At 63.2% G+C, this 15670-nt stretch carries 17 protein-coding genes; 12 read left to right on the top strand and 5 right to left on the bottom strand.

What is annotated here, in order from left to right:
* Window positions 1-331: 331 nt before the first annotated feature.
* On the bottom strand, window positions 332-1858 hold the full coding sequence (locus PQQ51_RS07180; protein ID WP_408496092.1) for an AMP nucleosidase: 1527 nt from the start codon (window positions 1856-1858) through the stop codon (window positions 332-334).
* Between the two features lie 200 nt (window positions 1859-2058).
* On the opposite strand from PQQ51_RS07180, the gene PQQ51_RS07175 reads away from it, so the two are divergent.
* The 7 genes from PQQ51_RS07175 to PQQ51_RS07145 all read left to right on the top strand — a co-directional run bounded on the left by PQQ51_RS07175 (window position 2059) and on the right by PQQ51_RS07145 (window position 8089).
* On the top strand, window positions 2059-2454 hold the full coding sequence (locus tag PQQ51_RS07175; RefSeq protein WP_408496019.1) for a hypothetical protein: 396 nt from the start codon (window positions 2059-2061) through the stop codon (window positions 2452-2454).
* Window positions 2455-2746: 292 nt separating this feature from the next.
* Window positions 2747-3742: a homoserine kinase gene (locus tag PQQ51_RS07170; protein ID WP_408496017.1), complete on the top strand. Its 996-nt coding sequence runs from the start codon at window positions 2747-2749 to the stop codon at window positions 3740-3742.
* Window positions 3733-4539 (top strand): BPSS1780 family membrane protein, encoded by an 807-nt coding sequence (locus PQQ51_RS07165; RefSeq protein WP_408496015.1) that lies wholly within the window; start codon window positions 3733-3735, stop codon window positions 4537-4539. Before PQQ51_RS07170 ends, PQQ51_RS07165 begins: the two co-directional genes overlap by 10 nt.
* A gap of 185 nt (window positions 4540-4724) precedes the next feature.
* The gene (locus PQQ51_RS07160; protein ID WP_408496013.1) at window positions 4725-5177 is read left to right on the top strand and encodes a MarR family winged helix-turn-helix transcriptional regulator; all 453 of its coding nucleotides are present in this window, start codon (window positions 4725-4727) and stop codon (window positions 5175-5177) included.
* 171 nt (window positions 5178-5348) lie between these two features.
* Window positions 5349-5768, top strand: coding sequence for an organic hydroperoxide resistance protein (locus PQQ51_RS07155; protein WP_408496011.1), 420 nt, complete (start codon window positions 5349-5351; stop codon window positions 5766-5768).
* A 331-nt stretch (window positions 5769-6099) separates the two neighbouring features.
* Window positions 6100-7599, top strand: coding sequence for a cryptochrome/photolyase family protein (locus PQQ51_RS07150; RefSeq protein ID WP_408496009.1), 1500 nt, complete (start codon window positions 6100-6102; stop codon window positions 7597-7599).
* A gap of 19 nt (window positions 7600-7618) precedes the next feature.
* Entirely contained in the window at window positions 7619-8089 is a 471-nt protein-coding gene (locus tag PQQ51_RS07145; protein WP_408496007.1) for a TspO/MBR family protein, read from the top strand.
* 91 nt (window positions 8090-8180) lie between these two features.
* Here the strand turns inward: PQQ51_RS07145 and PQQ51_RS07140 are convergent, their stop codons facing one another.
* Both PQQ51_RS07140 and PQQ51_RS07135 read right to left on the bottom strand, forming a co-directional pair.
* Window positions 8181-8357, bottom strand: a complete 177-nt coding sequence (locus PQQ51_RS07140; RefSeq protein ID WP_408496005.1) for a DUF3563 family protein — start codon at window positions 8355-8357, stop codon at window positions 8181-8183.
* A 107-nt stretch (window positions 8358-8464) separates the two neighbouring features.
* Complete coding sequence (locus PQQ51_RS07135) at window positions 8465-9661, bottom strand: extracellular catalytic domain type 1 short-chain-length polyhydroxyalkanoate depolymerase (protein WP_408496003.1); 1197 nt, start codon at window positions 9659-9661, stop codon at window positions 8465-8467.
* 390 nt (window positions 9662-10051) lie between these two features.
* On the opposite strand from PQQ51_RS07135, the gene PQQ51_RS07130 reads away from it, so the two are divergent.
* The 4 genes from PQQ51_RS07130 (at window position 10052) to PQQ51_RS07115 (ending at window position 13209) form a co-directional block, all read left to right on the top strand.
* Entirely contained in the window at window positions 10052-10753 is a 702-nt protein-coding gene (locus tag PQQ51_RS07130) for a phosphatase PAP2 family protein (RefSeq protein WP_408496002.1), read from the top strand.
* Between the two features lie 271 nt (window positions 10754-11024).
* Complete coding sequence (gene modA, locus PQQ51_RS07125) at window positions 11025-11798, top strand: molybdate ABC transporter substrate-binding protein (RefSeq protein ID WP_408496001.1); 774 nt, start codon at window positions 11025-11027, stop codon at window positions 11796-11798.
* 33 nt (window positions 11799-11831) lie between these two features.
* A complete protein-coding gene (gene modB, locus PQQ51_RS07120) occupies window positions 11832-12506 on the top strand; it encodes a molybdate ABC transporter permease subunit (protein ID WP_408495999.1) in 675 nt (224 codons plus the stop codon).
* A 1-nt stretch (window position 12507) separates the two neighbouring features.
* Complete coding sequence (locus PQQ51_RS07115) at window positions 12508-13209, top strand: sulfate/molybdate ABC transporter ATP-binding protein (RefSeq protein ID WP_408495997.1); 702 nt, start codon at window positions 12508-12510, stop codon at window positions 13207-13209.
* Between the two features lie 66 nt (window positions 13210-13275).
* On the opposite strand, the gene modE is transcribed toward PQQ51_RS07115, so the two are convergent.
* Both modE and PQQ51_RS07105 read right to left on the bottom strand, forming a co-directional pair.
* Window positions 13276-14112 carry a molybdenum-dependent transcriptional regulator ModE gene (gene modE / locus PQQ51_RS07110; protein ID WP_408495995.1) on the bottom strand — a complete coding sequence of 279 codons (837 nt, stop codon included), beginning with the start codon at window positions 14110-14112 and terminating at the stop codon, window positions 13276-13278.
* A 208-nt stretch (window positions 14113-14320) separates the two neighbouring features.
* Window positions 14321-14704, bottom strand: a complete 384-nt coding sequence (locus tag PQQ51_RS07105) for a tautomerase family protein (RefSeq protein ID WP_408495993.1) — start codon at window positions 14702-14704, stop codon at window positions 14321-14323.
* Window positions 14705-14803: 99 nt separating this feature from the next.
* Between PQQ51_RS07105 and PQQ51_RS07100 the strand changes: the two genes are divergently transcribed.
* On the top strand, window positions 14804-15655 hold the full coding sequence (locus PQQ51_RS07100) for a LysR family transcriptional regulator (protein ID WP_408495991.1): 852 nt from the start codon (window positions 14804-14806) through the stop codon (window positions 15653-15655).
* The last annotated feature ends 15 nt before the right edge of the window (window positions 15656-15670 follow it).

Here is a 15670-nt window from a genome sequence, read left to right as displayed (position 1 = left end):
TGGTCGCGCTCAGGACATGGGCCGAAACGAAGCGTGGTGCGGCCACGTGGCAGTGGCTTGGGTGTGAAACTGGGACAGGTGTGCCTCGATAATACGGCACAGCATCTCACAATCCTGCGCCGCCTCGCCTTGATGTGCTCAAGCGCGATACAACCATAAAAGCTGGACTGAAAATACGCTAACTGAAGGTCCACGCATACGATCGATGTCGCACTACAGTCTGATCAGTTTGTAAGTTCAAGCGTTTGCCTCGACGCAATCCCCGATGTAGCTGTTATATCTGCAGTCGTACTCCGCAAAGCCAACCGTACTCCGCAAAGCCAACACCGCGTTACTGAAACGCCACCTCCGCAAAACTGCGCAGCTTGCGGCTATGCAGACGATGCAAGCCGTTCATCCTCAGCAGCTCCATCGCCTTCACACCGATCTGCAGATGCTGGTCGACCTGCGCACGATAAAACTGATCGGCCATGCCGGGCAGTTTCAGTTCGCCATGCAACGGCTTGTCCGACACGCAAAGCAAGGTGCCGTAAGGCACACGGAAACGGAACCCGTTCGCGGCGATGGTTGCGCTTTCCATATCGAGCGCGATCGCCCGGCTTTGCGACAAGCGCTGCACCGGCTCGCGATGATCGCGCAACTCCCAGTTGCGGTTATCGACGCTCGCCACCGTGCCCGTGCGCATCACGCGCTTCAATTCGACGCCGTCCAACTGCGTGACCTGCGCAACCGCGCGCTCGAGCGCCACCTGCACTTCGGCGAGCGCCGGAATCGGCACCCACAGCGGCAGGTCTGCGTCGAGCACGTGGTCTTCTCGCACGTAACCGTGTGCCAGCACGTAGTCGCCGAGACGCTGCGTATTGCGCAATCCCGCGCAGTGGCCGAGCATGATCCACGCATGCGGACGCAGCACGGCGATGTGATCGGTGATCGTTTTCGCGTTCGACGGACCCACGCCGATGTTGATCATCGTGATGCCGCTACCGTCGGCGCGCTTCAGGTGATACGCCGGCATCTGCGGCAGACGCGGCGGCGCGTTGCCTTCCTGCGCCTGTTCGCCGAGATTCTCGTTATATGTAACGACGTCGCCCGGTTCGACGAACGACGTGTATTCGCTGCGGTATGCGCGCAGTTCCTCGTCGTCGGTATGGGCCATCATCGTACGGCCGAGTTTGACGAACTCGTCGATATAGAACTGGTAGTTCGTGTACAGCACGTAGTTCTGGCAATGCGTGGGAGACGTCGCCGTGTAGTGCTTCAGCCGATGCAGCGAAAAGTCCACACGCGCCGCCGTGAACAGCGCGAGCGGGTGCGGGTCGCCCGGCAGCGGTTCATACGTACCGTTGACAATGCGGTCGTCGAGTAACGCGAGGTCCGGCGTATCGAATACGTCACGCATCAGGAACAGACGCTCGCGGTCCAGATCGCCTTCCAGGTGAATGCCTTCGGCAAACGCGAAATGAATCGGAATCGGCTGGTCGGACACGCCGACCTCGATCTTCACGTGGTGGTTCTTCGCGAGCAGACGCAATTGCTCGCGATAATAATTGCCGAACAGATCCGGCCGCGTAACGGTCGTCTCGAACACGCCCGGACCCGCAACGAAACCATACGAGCGGCGCGAATCGATATGCGTGTTGACTTCCGTGCAAACGCGAACGAACGGATAGCACGCGCGTACCCGGCTTTCGAACAATTCATTGCGACGGTAGCGCGCGAAGGCGTCGCGCAGGAAGGAGGTGTTCGCTTCGTAGATCGCCGAGAGGCGGGTGACGGCCTCGGTTGCGTCGTCGAAGGATTCGGTTGGGAAGCTGTTCGTGGGAGTTTGCACCACGCGTTGATTGGTATCGTTGATCATCTTCATTCGCCTCTATTGATGCGACGACATTACCACGGAACTCTGGAACTCCAAATGACCTTGCAGCGTGTGCAACCTACGCCGCCGCGACGCTCACAAGATTGCACGCATGTCGCGCGAAAGCGGCGCAAAATAAGGCGGTTGCGCCCGAGGGCAAGGCTGGATTTGCTAGAATCGGGGCACCATATCGGAGAATCACCATGAAGCCGCTCCTTCCCGTCGCCGTTGCACTGGTCCTCGCCTTTGGCAACGCCGCGATGGCTGCCCAGCCGGTCGACGCCACGCCGCCCCCGGACCAGCCGCAATCCGCTAACGAAAGGGCCGGCCTGCCCGATCTGGAGAAGATCAACCGGCCGGGCGCCGAGGTCAGCTCGAAGGTCGAAATCAACGTCCCGCGCACGCCGAGCTTCTACGAACGCAGCCCGAACGGCACTGAAATCACCGAATACCGCGACAAAGGCAAGCCTGTCGAAATCAATGTGCATTCGGGCCTCGGCACGCGCTACCAGATGAGCGCGCCGCTCGACACTTCGCCTACCGTGCGCGACAACGGCCGCGCGAGCACGCGGTTGCCTTCGGTGAATCTGACTTACTGATTGTTTCGTGACCGGACGGCGTCACGTTTGAGCGGCTTGCTGTTGATGCGCCATGTGGCGCCACGAGCATCGAGCTTGCCGGGGTAGCTTGCAGCGGCGAGATCCAGGCACTGCGGCTTCGCTTATTATCTGAGCGCGCCGCCGCCCTCGCCCCACCTGCATGCCGACTGCATCGCTTCTGAATACCGCGTTTGCCGTCCTCGTGTTTGCCGTCCTGTTCATCACCGCTTTTGTCACATCTCGCACTGGCCGTTGCGCGCCAGCCCGACCAACCTGATCCGACGTTTCCCGCATGGCTGTCTTCACCGCTGTCACCGAACCCCAACTAGCAGAATGGATGCGTCATTACGATCTCGGCGACGTCGTCGAGTTTCGCGGCATTCCGTCCGGTATTGAGAACAGCAACTTCTTTCTGACGACGACGCGCGGCGAATACGTCCTCACGATTTTCGAAAAGCTGACGGCCGAACAACTGCCGTTCTATCTGGATCTGATGCAGCACCTCGCCGCCCACCGCGTGCCGGTGCCGGACCCGATGCCGCGCGAAAACGGTGCGCTGTTCGGCACGCTGAACGGCAAACCCGCCGCGATCGTGACCAAACTCGAAGGCGCGCCTGAACTGGCGCCGGGCGTCGAGCACTGCATCGAGGTCGGGCACATGCTCGCGCGCATGCATCTGGCCGGGCGCGACTACGCGCGCCATCAGCCGAATCTGCGCAGCCTGCCGTGGTGGCGGGAGAACGTGCCGACCATCCTGCCGTTTCTGGAAGGCGCGCAACGCGAACTGCTGGCGTCGGAACTGGCGCATCAGGAAGCGTTCTTCGCGTCGGCCGATTACGCCGCGCTGCCCGAAGGCCCGTGTCACGCCGACCTCTTCCGCGATAACGTACTGTTCGCGCATGCGGCACCGGAAACGGGCCACGAAGTGCGCCTCGGCGGCTTCTTCGATTTCTATTTCGCGGGCTGCGACAAATGGCTGTTCGACGTCGCGGTAACAGTCAACGACTGGTGCGTCGATCTCGTCACCGGCAAGCTCGACGACGTGCGCACCGAAGCGCTGCTGCGCGCCTACCAGACCGTGCGCCCATTCACGGCCGAAGAAAGCCGCCACTGGGGCGACATGCTGCGTGCGGGCGCGTACCGTTTCTGGGTGTCGCGTCTGTATGATTTTCATCTGCCGCGCGCCGCGGAGTTGCTCAAACCGCACGACCCCGGCCATTTCGAGCGCATCCTGCGCGAACGCCTGTCCGGCGTTGCTCTTCCAGGCATCCATACCTCATGCAACTGATCGAAGTCCCCGCGAAAACCGGCTATGTATGGTTCCGGCAAGGTATCTGGCTGTTCCGCAAGAACCCGCTCGCGTTTCTGACGCTGTTCTTCACCTATCTGCTGGTCATGACGCTGGTGTCGCAGATTCCGGTGATCGGCGGCGTGTTGCCGCTGATGTTCATTCCCGGTGTCGCGGTCGGCTTCATGGCCGCATGCCGCAATACGATCGCGGGCAAGCCGGTGTTTCCGACCATCCTCGTGGACGGCTTCCACTCGTACGGTCCGATCGTCGCGAGGCGCCTGCTGGCGCTCGGCGTGCTGTATGTCGTCGCGATGGCGCTGGTGCTGGCGGGTTCGGCGCTCGCCGACGGCGGCATGCTGCTGAAGGTGATGCTCGGCGCCGCCAAGATGGATGAGGACGCGATCGTCAACAGCAATATCCCGCTCGGGATCATCACGGCCTTCGTGTTCTACATTCCGGCCGCGATGATTTTCTGGTTCTCGCCGATTCTCATCGCCTGGCACGACGTTCCGCCCGTCAAGGCGATGTTCTTCAGCGTGGTCAGTTGCTGGCGCAATCGCGGCGCGTTCATCGTGTTCGGCGCGCTGTGGTTCGCGGTGGCGATGACGGTGTCGCTCGGCCTGTCGGCGCTGATGCAACTGCTCGGCGCGGGCGACTTCGCGTTCGCAGTGCTGATGCCTGCCACGATGATCGTCACGACCATGCTGTATTGCTCGTTTTACGCGACGTATCGCGGCTGCTTCGGCGTTCAGACGCCCGAAGCACCCGATCTGCCGACCACACCGGCGGGCTGACCGCCCACTCGCGCGCAGTTGCGGCGCGGGCGCCGTTCTGGCGCCCGCCCGCTGTCTTGTCCTGGGTCGCCGCGCCCCCAACTGTCTCCCTACACCCGCTGCATCGTCAAAAACCTGCGCCGATTTGCGGCACAATGGTTTGCACGCAATCGATTCGCACGCTCCCTTTTTAGCCGAGAGGCATCATGACCCAGCGCCCCGCTCTGCCCTTCACGCTCGACGAACAACTGTGCTTCGCGCTCTATTCCACGTCGCTCGCGATGACGAAGGCATACAAGCCGTTGCTCGACAAACTCGGACTCACTTATCCGCAATATCTGGCGATGCTGGTGTTGTGGGAGACCGACGGCGTCACGGTGAAGGATATGGCGGCTCGCCTGAATCTCGATTCCGCGACGGTTACGCCGTTGCTCAAGCGGCTTGAAGCGCAGGGTTATGTGGAACGGGTACGGGGTGTCGAAGACGAACGGCTCGTTTATATCCGTTTGACCAAGGCCGGCACCGCGCTGAAGCGGCCGGCCCGCGAAGTGCCCGGAGAGATCTTCTGCGCGATGCAGCAAACGCCTGATTTCCTGCTGCGTCTGCGCGACGATCTGACACGCCTGCGCGCCACGCTCAACGATTACATGGACAACTAGCCGGCCGGTTTTACACAGCCGTTTCGGCTGACTTGCAAATTTCATTTGCACACAAATGATTTGTGTACTATCTTTGTCACATGCCGCTTCGATAGCGCTCCGCCAGAACGGCGAGCCGGCGAATAGCGGCAAGCATGCAAATCCTGACAACCCAGATTGAGGAGCAGCAAAATGAGCGTACTTTACAAAGCAAGCGCAACGAGCACCGGTGGCCGCGACGGCCGTGCAGTGTCGTCGGACAACGTGCTGGACGTGAAACTGGCCGCCCCGCGCGAACTCGGCGGCAACGGCACGGTGGGTACGAATCCCGAGCAGCTCTTCGCAGCCGGCTACTCGGCCTGTTTCCTGAGCGCGATGAAGTTCGTTGCCGGCCAGCGCAAGCAGGCGTTGCCGGCGGACACGCAGGTCAGCGCCGACGTGGGCGTCGGCCCGAACGACAACGGCGGCTTCGCTCTCGACATCGAACTGCGCGTGTCGCTGCCGGGTCTGTCGGCCGATGCAGCCAGGGAACTGGTCGACGCAGCGCATCAGGTCTGCCCGTACTCGAACGCTACGCGCAACAACGTCGACGTGCGTCTGCAAATCGTCTGAGCGACGACGGCGCTGGTCAACGAAAGAATGACTGACTGACTGATTGATTGATTGACGCCACGCGACAAAATCGCGCCGAGCCGGACAGAAAAACGCCCGCGACCTGCAAAACAGGCGCGGGCGTCGTGCTATTTGCAGGCCGCGGCACGCAATGTGCAACCCGAATCCGCGCGACCCTCGAAAAACCATCTGGGCAGACCGACGCGCAGTTCAGTAACATCGTCGCCTGACACGCGCGCCGTCGCCGCCGAAGCCGCCGTGGACGGCGACGCGCATCCGCGCTGCGACCGGTCCGTCGCCGCGCAACCCCTCACTCCGATTTTCGATAAAGATGACACGCGCCCGCCGCCTGAACGACACCTTCGATACCGGCCTGGTCTGGTTCCGCCGCGACCTGCGCAGCACCGACAACGCCGCGCTGTACTACGCGCTCAAACATTGCCAGCGCGTCTGGTGTGTGTTCGTGTTCGACACGACGATCCTGCAACCGCTCGTCGATACATGGCAGACGCGGCATCCGGACACGCCGCCGCAGGATCGTCGCATTGAGTTCATTCTTGCGTCGCTAACGGAACTGGACGACGCGTTACGCGCAAAAGGCGGCGGTCTGATCGTGCTGTACGGCGATCCGGCGGCTCTCGTGCCGAAGCTCGCTCACGAGCTCGGCGCCGACGCCGTGTTCGCCAATCACGACTACGAGCCGGTCGCAATCGCGCGCGACGAAACCGTGCGCGAGCAGCTTGCCGAATCCCGGCGTCAACTGCTGACGTTCAAAGATCAGGTGATTTTCGAACTCGACGAGGTGCTGACCGGCCAGAACAAGCCGTTCACCGTGTTCACGCCCTACAAGAACGCGTGGCTGAAGCAACTGAGCGCCTTCGACCTGAAACCATATCCGGTGGAAAAGTACGCGCAGCATCTGGCCAAAGTGCCGTCGAAGCTGGATCGCCATCTGCCGACGCTGAAACAGCTCGGTTTCGTGCCGAGCAATCTCGCCGACCTGAAGATACCGACAGGCATGAGCGGCGCGCAGAGCCTGCTCGACGACTTCACGACCCGCATCGACAGTTATAAGGACCGGCGCGATTTTCCCGCCGCCAAAGGCCCGAGCTATCTGTCGGTGCATTTGCGCTTCGGCACGGTGTCGATTCGCACGCTCGCGCGGCTTGCTCATGAAATGTCGCTGCAACCCGACGGAGAAGGCTCGGCCACGTGGCTATCGGAACTGATCTGGCGGGACTTCTATTTCATGATCCTGTCGCATCACCCGAAACTGGCGAACGGCGCGTCGTTCAAGGAAGAGTACGACCGCTTGCGCTGGGAGCAAGGACACGAAGCGGACGAGGCGTTTGCCGCATGGTGCGAAGGACGCACCGGTTATCCGCTCGTCGACGCCGCCATGTTGCAGTTGAACCGCACCGGCTACATGCACAACCGGCTGCGGATGGTGACGGCGAGCTTCCTCGTGAAAGATCTGGGGGTCGACTGGCGGCTCGGCGAACGCTATTTCGCCGAATTGTTGAACGACTTCGATTTTTCGGCGAATAACGGCGGGTGGCAGTGGGCGGCATCGACAGGATGTGACGCACAGCCGTACTTCCGGATTTTCAACCCGATCACGCAGTCGGAAAAATTCGACGCCGAGGGCCGCTTCATCAAGCGCTATCTGCCGCAGCTCGAAAAAGTGCCGGCCAAATGGATACACGCGCCGTGGCTCGCGGGCGCAGAACGGCTTGCGGAGTTCGGCGTGACGCTCGGCAAGGATTATCCGGCGCCGATCGTCGACCACGCCGAAGCCCGCCAGCGCACGTTGGCCCGTTTCGGCAAGTGAACTACGAGGAGACTGAGATATGCGCCGTTTGCCGTCGCTACTGGTGTTTCTTGTACTGACGTTTGCTGCGGCCGGCGTAGCGAGTCGTTTTTTGCCCGACGCCTGGTACGTCGCGTTGCAGAAGCCCGCGTTCAATCCGCCGAACTGGGTATTTCCGCCTGCGTGGACCGTACTTTATGTGCTGATGGCAATTGCTGCCTGGCGCGTATGGAAACGCGACGGCCTGACTGCGGCAATCGTCTTGTGGGTGGTGCAGCTAGTGTTCAACGCGGCCTGGATGTGGCTGTTCTTCGGCCTGCATCGACCGGACTTGGCGCTGGTCGATATCGTGATACTGCTGGTGCTGATCGTCGCGCTGACGTATCTATTCTGGCGACGCGACCGTTGGGCAGGCGGCCTGTTGATGCCCTATGTAGCCTGGGTGGCGTTCGCCGCGGTGTTGAATCACGCGTTGTGGCAATTGAATCCGGCTGCCTGGCGCTGGCCATAGTGCCGACACTGGCACGGCTAGCGGCAGCTTGGGCGCCTCACCCTGAACACCGGCGTTATTCACTACGCGCCGATGCTTCGATTCGCTCAGCTTAGTGCTGGCTCATCCACGACGGTTGGCGAGTGTTCGCCTCACGATCCAGCTTGCGCATGCGGAATTCCAGATCGTACAGATCGGTGGCTTCGGCGAGGAAAGCGTCGGCGCGTTCTTTCGCGAGTTGGTCGGGCGATTTCGTAAGGAACAGGAACAGGCGGCTAAGCAGATACATGATCAACCTCGGCAATGAATTTAGGCGTTAACGCCTAAGGGATAACCCCTATTATAGGGAAAACCCTAGGCTACGCCAATTCATTTCAAAAAAGTGTTGTCCCGAGATCACCGGGCGGCTGCCGAGGCCGCTGTGGCAGTGCTTTCCGCGTTGCGGCCAGTTCCTGCGCGACGTTGATGCTTGAAGAACTCCCACACCATCGCGCTCGCATCCGGGCCTTTGGCGGAGTGAAACGGCACTGCTTCGTCGCCGCCGCTCCACGCGTGCGCCAGCCCTTGCACATGGCACAGCCGCACCACGCGGCGACCGCCGCGCACGTAATCGCGCATGACCAAACCGCCCTTGCGCTCCTCTCGCACCTCGCCGGACTTGCGGGCGCCGTTTGCGTCGACGATGCGGTTCAGGCGCAGAAACTGCACCGCCAGTTGATCCGCATTGACCGGCGCGACCACATGATCGGCGTCGCCGTGAATGATGATCGCCGGCATGCCGGGGTAGCCGGCGACGTCGGCGGCCTCGTCGACCAGTTCGACCGGCTCCCGGCGCGCGCCCCGCCGCATCACGTCCATCGCGGCAATACCGGAACGGGCTTCGCCGAAAGCGGGGCCGGAGTGCAGCGCGACCGCCGCGAAACGCTCCGGATAGGTCACGGCCAGCAGCGCCGTCAAGCCGGCGCCGGCCGAAATGCCGGCCACATAGACGCGCTCGCTGTCGAAACCATGCTGGGCGATCAACGCATCGACCAACGACACCACCGCGCGCGCTTCCGCGCCGCCCGCACTGTCGCCGGCGTCGTACCAGTGCCAGCAGCGATGCGAATGCACATGCTTCGATTGCTCCGGATAGACGACCGCGAAACCGAACCGGTCGGCGAGCACGTTCATCCGCGTGCCTTCGGCAAATTCATCGATCGACTGGGTGCAGCCGTGCAGCATCACCACCAGCGGCATTGGTTCGTCCACGTGGCCGGCCGGAACATACAAACCGTACTGGAGATGATTGACGAGCCGCCCGGGAGCGGCAGGCGCCGAGTGGAACGAGCGCGTCCACGAACCGCTCGCCCACGCGGATGCCCGCGGCCGGACGCGCGATTCGCGCGCGGCGGCGCGCGGCGCGTCGCGCTTGGCCGGCGCGCGCAACGCAGCAACCGGCTTGAGCGGACGAGCCTTGGCGGACGGCTTGGCGGCCGCCGGCCGTGCCACCCGCGCGGTGCTGCGCCTGGTGACCTTGTGTGCATGCTCGGTCTGAATCGCGAGCAATCGCTTCAAACCGCGCAGCCAGACTTTCGATAGACTTTTTGCCATCGGTGGGTGACCTCGCAAAAAGGGACAGGTGTCATTTGATCGAGCGACATTTCGTTGTGCAATGCACAATAACACCATTCCTCATGCGATGCTGGACGCGCCACCTCCATTCCAGACGCATAATCCAGGTTCGCCGAACCTTGCAGACCAGCCCGCGTCAAACCCCGGCGCGGCTCAATCCCGTCGTGTCGGCGGCACGCTGACCTCAGGTTGGCCAGCTAACATTCGGCGACAAATAGCTCAGCGGGTCGGCGGCTCGCAGCGCAGCACCCGTCTATACTGGCGGTGAATTATTTGAATTGCGAGCCTTCGGGCGTCGGCAATTCGCCCCGCTCGCGCGTTATTCCATTACCAACCGGATCCCAAGCGGCCCTGGTCGCACTTTCTGCCATGCCCGATTTACCTGCCCATCTGTGGTATTCGATCACCAGCCTCGGCGGCGCCGGCATGACGCTGCCGCTCGCGTTCGCCATCGCGCTGTGGCTGGCGGTCGGCTACACGTGGCGGATGGCGGCGGGCTGGCTGCTGCTGCTCGGCGCGGCGATCGGCGTCGTCACGGTGACGAAGCTCGCGTTCCTCGGCTGGGGGGTCGGCGTGAGGGAGCTGGATTTCACCGGCGTGAGCGGCCACGCCATGCTGTCCACGGCCGTCTATCCGGTTGCGCTATTTCTGATGCTGCTGCCTGCCCGGCCGGCGATCCGTTTGCTCGGGGTGGCGCTGGGTCTTGCTGCGGGCATCGCCGTGGGTTTGTCGCGTGTGGTGTTGAGCGCGCACTCGCCGTCGGAGGCCGTGACGGGTTGTCTGGTCGGCGCACTGGCCGCACTCGTGTTCGTGCGCATCGCGTGGCATGCGGAACCCGGCAAGCTGTCCGCGCTGCCCGTCACCGCCAGTCTGATGGTTCTTGCCGTGCTGATGCACGGCGTACACGTGCCGACGCAGCGCTGGGTCACGCATATCGCGTTGAAGGTGTCCGGCCACGATCGGCCGTTCATTCGCGCAAAATGGAAGGCCACACGCGATGGGCGCCCGGCCGCCACGCCGCTGTCGCAGACGCTCAATACCCTCGAACTGCCGCCTTCATCTGACGCTTGAGGCGCTTGTTCCCGGCGTTTCGTGCTTTTTTCGTGCCTTTGTTTGCCGCAATCGCAGCCGCCGCCACGGTCGTATGCCTCTCTTCCTTTAGACGCCGCACGCTTCACCATCCATTCGATCTGCCCCTCGACGCACAGTCTTCGGGCACCTCGGCGCCCATGCGCGCCAATGCATACCCGTCATGCCCAGCAAATGGCCACCGCTATAACCTTTCATATATTACGATAGCGCTTTAACTGTTGCGCCGGTCACCCCGGCCCGCCAAGCCTTCATGACACTCTCCCGCCGTCTTGTGAAACACGTGCTGCTCATCGCCGGCGCCGTCTCGGTTGCCGTCAGCGCCAATGCGCGCGCCGACGAGCTCGTGGTCTCCGCCGCCGCCAGCCTGACCAATGCATTCAAGGCCGTTAGCGAAGTCTTCGAACAGCAGCATCCGGGCACCAAGGTCTTGCTCAACTTCGGCGCGTCCGACGTGCTGATGCAGCAGATCGTCAAGGGTGCGCCCGCCGACGTCTTCGCGTCCGCAGACCAGAAAGCGATGGACAAGGCCGCCGCCGAGAAAGTGATCGTGCCGTCCACGCGCAAGGACTTCGCCGCCAATTCGCTGGTGCTGATCGTGCCGACTGACAGCCATTTCGCGCCCACCGCGCTGAACGAACTGACGTCGGCGAATGTGAAGCGCGTCGCGTACGGCGATCCGGCGTCGGTGCCGGTCGGCCGCTATACGCAGGGCGCGTTGCAGGCCGCGGGCGCATGGGACGCAGTCAGCGCGAAGGCCGTGCTGGCGTCGAACGTGCGGCAGAGCCTCGACTATGTGTCGCGCGGCGAAGTCGACGCCGGCTTCGTCTTCAGCACCGACGCCGCGATCATGCCGGACAAGGTCAGGGTCGCGATGACCGTGCCGACGCAAACGCCGATCACCTACCCGATCGCGCAGGTCGAAGGCAGCCGTCATGCGGCGGACGCACAAGCTTTCATCAGCTTCGTGTTGTCGCCGGCCGGGCAAGCGGTGCTCGCGAAGTACGGCTTCAAGCCGGCTCATTAAACTGAACCACCTCAAACGGACCGCCGCGCGCTCATGCAACAAGCCTGGATCCCGCTCTTGCTGTCGCTGAAAGTAGCGGGCTGGGCCACCGCACTCAATCTGGTATTCGGCGTCGCCGCCGGCTTCGGTCTGTCGCGCTGGCGCTCCGGCGCGCGCGACGTGATCGATTCGCTGCTGATGCTGCCGCTCGTGCTGCCGCCCACCGTGCTCGGCTATTACCTGCTGGTGCTGCTCGGCCGGCGCGGCGTAATCGGCGCATGGCTCGACCGGCTGGACATCCAGTTGGTGTTCACGTGGCAAGGCGCGGTGATCGCGTCGACCGTGGTGGCGTTTCCGCTCGTGTTGAAATCGGCGCGCGCCGCCTTCGAATCCGTCGATCCGCAGCTCGAACGGGCCGCGCGCACGCTCGGCGTCAGCGAGGCGGCGATCTTCTTTCGCGTGACCTTGCCGCTCGCCGCGCGCGGCATTCTCGCCGGCGGCCTGCTGGCGTTTGCGCGGGCGCTCGGCGAATTCGGCGCGACGCTGATGATCGCGGGCAACCTGCCGGGCCGCACGCAGACGCTTTCGGTAGCGGTCTATTCAGCGGTGCAAGCCGGCGACGACAGCACCGCGAACTTCCTCGTACTCGTCACCTCGGTGACGTGCGTCGTGATCCTGTTGCTGGCGGGGCGCCTCGTGCCGCAGCACACGCTTTTGTCGTCCCGCTGACATGCCGCTCGCCGTCGACATCCGTAAGACCTTTCAGAGCGCCGAGCGCCGCTTCACGCTGGACGTCGCGTTCAGCGCGACCACACAGCGGCTCGTGCTATTCGGTCCGTCGGGCGCGGGCAAGAGCCTGACTCTGCAGGCGATCGCCGGTCTGCTGCATCCCGACGAAGGCACGATCACGCTGCACGGCGACGCGCTGTTCGACAGCGCCCGCGGCATCGATCTGAAGCCGCAAGCGCGCAAGATCGCGTATCTGTTTCAGGACTACGCGCTGTTCCCGCATCTGAACGTGCGGCAGAACATCGGCTTCGGTTTGCAGAAGGGCTGGCTGAATCCGCGCGCGCGGATCGCGCATCCGCGGGTCGACTACTGGCTCGATGCGCTTGAGCTGCGCAGCGTCGCGGGCAATCATCCGGCGCAGCTTTCCGGCGGACAGAAACAGCGGGTGGCATTGGCGCGCGCGTTGATCGCGGAGCCTCGCCTGTTGCTGCTCGACGAGCCGTTTTCCGCGCTCGATAGCGCGCTGCGTCAACGAATGCGGCGCGAGTTGTCGGACCTGCAGACGCGGCTCGATATTCCGATGGTGTTGATCACGCACGATCCCGACGATGTCGCCGCGTTCGGCGATCAGGTGGTGCAGGTCAACGAAGGCACGGTGCGCGAAAGCCAGCCGTTCACCGGCTATGCACGCAATACGACTTGATTCGAACGTGCAAAATGGGATGCGAAAAATTGCCAGCCACCGCTTCGTTAGACACCCTTAGCAAATTCAGTCTTTCACACCGAGAATCACGCTCGACGCTTTGAACACCGCAATCGCGGTGCCGCCTTCGGCAAGACCGAGCGTATCGGCGCTTTCATTAGTGACGACCGCGGTAATCACCGCGCCCCCGTCCAGCACCAGCGATACCTCCGCATTGATCGCGCCGCGTTTCACGCTCTGTACCGTGCCGCGCAGTTGATTGCGCGCGGACAGCTTCGGCGGCGCGCCGCTTTCGTCGTCGACCAGCAGCACGACCCACGACGCCTTGATCAACGCAAACGCCGCCGATCCTTCGACGAGACCCAGCGTCTCCGTGCTTTCATGCGTAAGCACCGCGACGATCGTGTGGCCGCCCGGCAGCGCCAGCGACACTTCGTCGTTGACCGTGCCGCGCGTGAGCTTCGACACCGTGCCGTACAACTGATTGCGCGCGCTGGTTTTCACGCCGATGCGGCCGATCAGATCCCAATCGGTGGCGAAGCCTTCGATGGCCGCGCCCGCCCTTTCCAGAAACCGGCGATGCTCGCGCTCGACCGCACGAAACGTGTCGATCAGCTTCACTGCGCGCGGCGTGAGCGTCGTACCGCCGCCGCCTTTGCCGCCGGTCAGGCGCACGACGAGCGGCTCGCCGGCGAGGTTGTTCATCGCGTCGACGGCATCCCACGCACCCTTGTAACTCATGCCGACCGCCTTCGCCGCGCCGGTGATCGAACCGGTCTCGCCGATCGCCGCGAGCAGCGCGATCCGCGACGCGCCGCCGAGTGTTTGCGCGCCCGCCTGAAACCAGACGGAACCGCCGAGTTCGAGAGGGTCGTGAGACGAGTCGGTGCGATCGGATGCCATGGCTAACGGAGTCGAAGTACGGAGGAAACTGCGGAAAATCATTATAGCGACGCCGATCCGGGCAAAAGGACTGCCGCGAGTACGGAAGCGGTCGCGAATAGGGTCGTGTACGTGTGCTCCCCGCAAGCGTGCCGCGTCCACCGGCGCGGCGCGGCGGGTGGACGGCGGCGTGATCGATACGATTGCGTGACTTGCGCCGCGCACTACCTCACAAAGCGTACTGCGCAATCCCGTTGCCGAACGACCAGTTCTCCTTCAACACCTCGACGAGATTGATGAACACATCTTCCCGTCGCAGCCCCGGCGATTCCGCCAGTTCGTCCGCCATGCGTTTGTACAACGCCTTCTTCTGGTCGAGCGTGCGCGTGTTGTTCAGCGTGATCTGAATCAGCACCAGATCGTCGCTGCGTTGCACGTTCAGATACTGGTTGTCGTAGATGAAGTTGCTCGCATCGTGCTCGGTGATGAGCATGAAGATGTCGTCTTTCGGCACGTTGAAAGTGTCGACGAGCGAGCGCTGGATGCTGTCCGTCAGCGCTTTACGGTATTCGGCCGGCTTGCCGGCGCGCAATGCGATTCGTGTCAACGGCATGATGAAACTCCTTGTTTCGGTGATGGGGTAAACACAGCTTAGGCGCGCTCAGTCATAATGAACAGATATCCTCGCCTATTTCATTCATATTCAACCAAAATGAAAGTCCTCGATCTCGATGCAGTGCGGGCCTTCGTGCTGGTGGCCGATCTGAACAGTTTCACGCGCGCCGCCGACGCACTCGACACCACGCAATCGGCCGTCAGTCTGAAGCTGAAGCGGCTCGAGACGCATCTCGGCAAGCAATTGCTGGAGCGCACGCCGCGCCTCGTGCGCCTTTCCGCCGACGGCAACGCGTTTCTCGGCGCCGCGCGCGATCTGCTGAATGCGCATGAGCGGGCGCTAGGCGCGCTGTCGGTGGAGCGTCGGCGGTTGGTGCTGGGATTGAGCGAACACGTTGCGGGTAGGAATCTGCCGCACTTGCTGGCGGGGCTCAACGCGCACGATCCGGGTCTGGTGGTCGAACTGCATATGGGCACGTCAGCGGCGCTGCTCGCGCAGTTCGACGAGCGCCGGCTCGATGCGGTGATCATCCGCTACGGCACCGACGAACCCACCCGCGACGACGCCCAGCCGCTCTTCACCGAACCGCTCGGCTGGCTGGCGATGCCGGAGTGGCTGCCGCGCGTCGGCGAGCCTCTGCCGCTCGCGCTGCTGGCCAGCCCGTGCAACGTGCGCGAGATCGCGTTGCAGGCGCTGAACGCGGCGGGCATCGCGTGGCAAGAGGTGTTTGTGGGCGGTGGGGTGGCCGCTGTAGGCGCGGCGATCGCGGCCGGGTTGGCGGTGTCGCCGCTCGCTCGCCGCGTGGTGCCGCGCGGGTTGATCGACGTGGGCGCGCGGCTGGGTCTGCCGCCGCTGCCCGAGTCACGTGTGACGCTGCATTCGCGGGTGCGGGACCCGCGCTCGGTGGAGACGCTGCGGTTGCTGTCGAGTGGGCTGGCGAGCGGTTGAGGTGATGCGGCTCAT

Source organism: Paraburkholderia xenovorans (assembly GCF_046030735.1).
GTDB classification, from domain to species: Bacteria; Pseudomonadota; Gammaproteobacteria; order Burkholderiales; family Burkholderiaceae; genus Paraburkholderia; species Paraburkholderia xenovorans_A.
This window is presented reverse-complemented; position numbering and strand designations above follow the sequence as displayed.

What these genes read in the sequence shown, in the direction of transcription:
- PQQ51_RS07135 (WP_408496003.1), bottom strand. Translation starts at nt 9,661, where the DNA reads ATGGCAAAAAGTCTATCGAAAGTCTGGCTGCGCGGTTTGAAGCGATTG.
- PQQ51_RS07140 (WP_408496005.1), bottom strand. Translation starts at nt 8,357, where the DNA reads ATGTATCTGCTTAGCCGCCTGTTCCTGTTCCTTACGAAATCGCCCGAC.
- PQQ51_RS07180 (WP_408496092.1), bottom strand. Translation starts at nt 1,858, where the DNA reads ATGATCAACGATACCAATCAACGCGTGGTGCAAACTCCCACGAACAGC.
- modB (WP_408495999.1), top strand. Translation starts at nt 11,832, where the DNA reads ATGCAACAAGCCTGGATCCCGCTCTTGCTGTCGCTGAAAGTAGCGGGC.
- PQQ51_RS07165 (WP_408496015.1), top strand. Translation starts at nt 3,733, where the DNA reads ATGCAACTGATCGAAGTCCCCGCGAAAACCGGCTATGTATGGTTCCGG.
- PQQ51_RS07170 (WP_408496017.1), top strand. Translation starts at nt 2,747, where the DNA reads ATGGCTGTCTTCACCGCTGTCACCGAACCCCAACTAGCAGAATGGATG.
- PQQ51_RS07105 (WP_408495993.1), bottom strand. Translation starts at nt 14,704, where the DNA reads ATGCCGTTGACACGAATCGCATTGCGCGCCGGCAAGCCGGCCGAATAC.
- modE (WP_408495995.1), bottom strand. Translation starts at nt 14,112, where the DNA reads ATGGCATCCGATCGCACCGACTCGTCTCACGACCCTCTCGAACTCGGC.
- PQQ51_RS07145 (WP_408496007.1), top strand. Translation starts at nt 7,619, where the DNA reads ATGCGCCGTTTGCCGTCGCTACTGGTGTTTCTTGTACTGACGTTTGCT.
- PQQ51_RS07175 (WP_408496019.1), top strand. Translation starts at nt 2,059, where the DNA reads ATGAAGCCGCTCCTTCCCGTCGCCGTTGCACTGGTCCTCGCCTTTGGC.
- PQQ51_RS07115 (WP_408495997.1), top strand. Translation starts at nt 12,508, where the DNA reads ATGCCGCTCGCCGTCGACATCCGTAAGACCTTTCAGAGCGCCGAGCGC.
- PQQ51_RS07100 (WP_408495991.1), top strand. Translation starts at nt 14,804, where the DNA reads ATGAAAGTCCTCGATCTCGATGCAGTGCGGGCCTTCGTGCTGGTGGCC.
- PQQ51_RS07155 (WP_408496011.1), top strand. Translation starts at nt 5,349, where the DNA reads ATGAGCGTACTTTACAAAGCAAGCGCAACGAGCACCGGTGGCCGCGAC.
- PQQ51_RS07130 (WP_408496002.1), top strand. Translation starts at nt 10,052, where the DNA reads ATGCCCGATTTACCTGCCCATCTGTGGTATTCGATCACCAGCCTCGGC.
- modA (WP_408496001.1), top strand. Translation starts at nt 11,025, where the DNA reads ATGACACTCTCCCGCCGTCTTGTGAAACACGTGCTGCTCATCGCCGGC.
- PQQ51_RS07150 (WP_408496009.1), top strand. Translation starts at nt 6,100, where the DNA reads ATGACACGCGCCCGCCGCCTGAACGACACCTTCGATACCGGCCTGGTC.
- PQQ51_RS07160 (WP_408496013.1), top strand. Translation starts at nt 4,725, where the DNA reads ATGACCCAGCGCCCCGCTCTGCCCTTCACGCTCGACGAACAACTGTGC.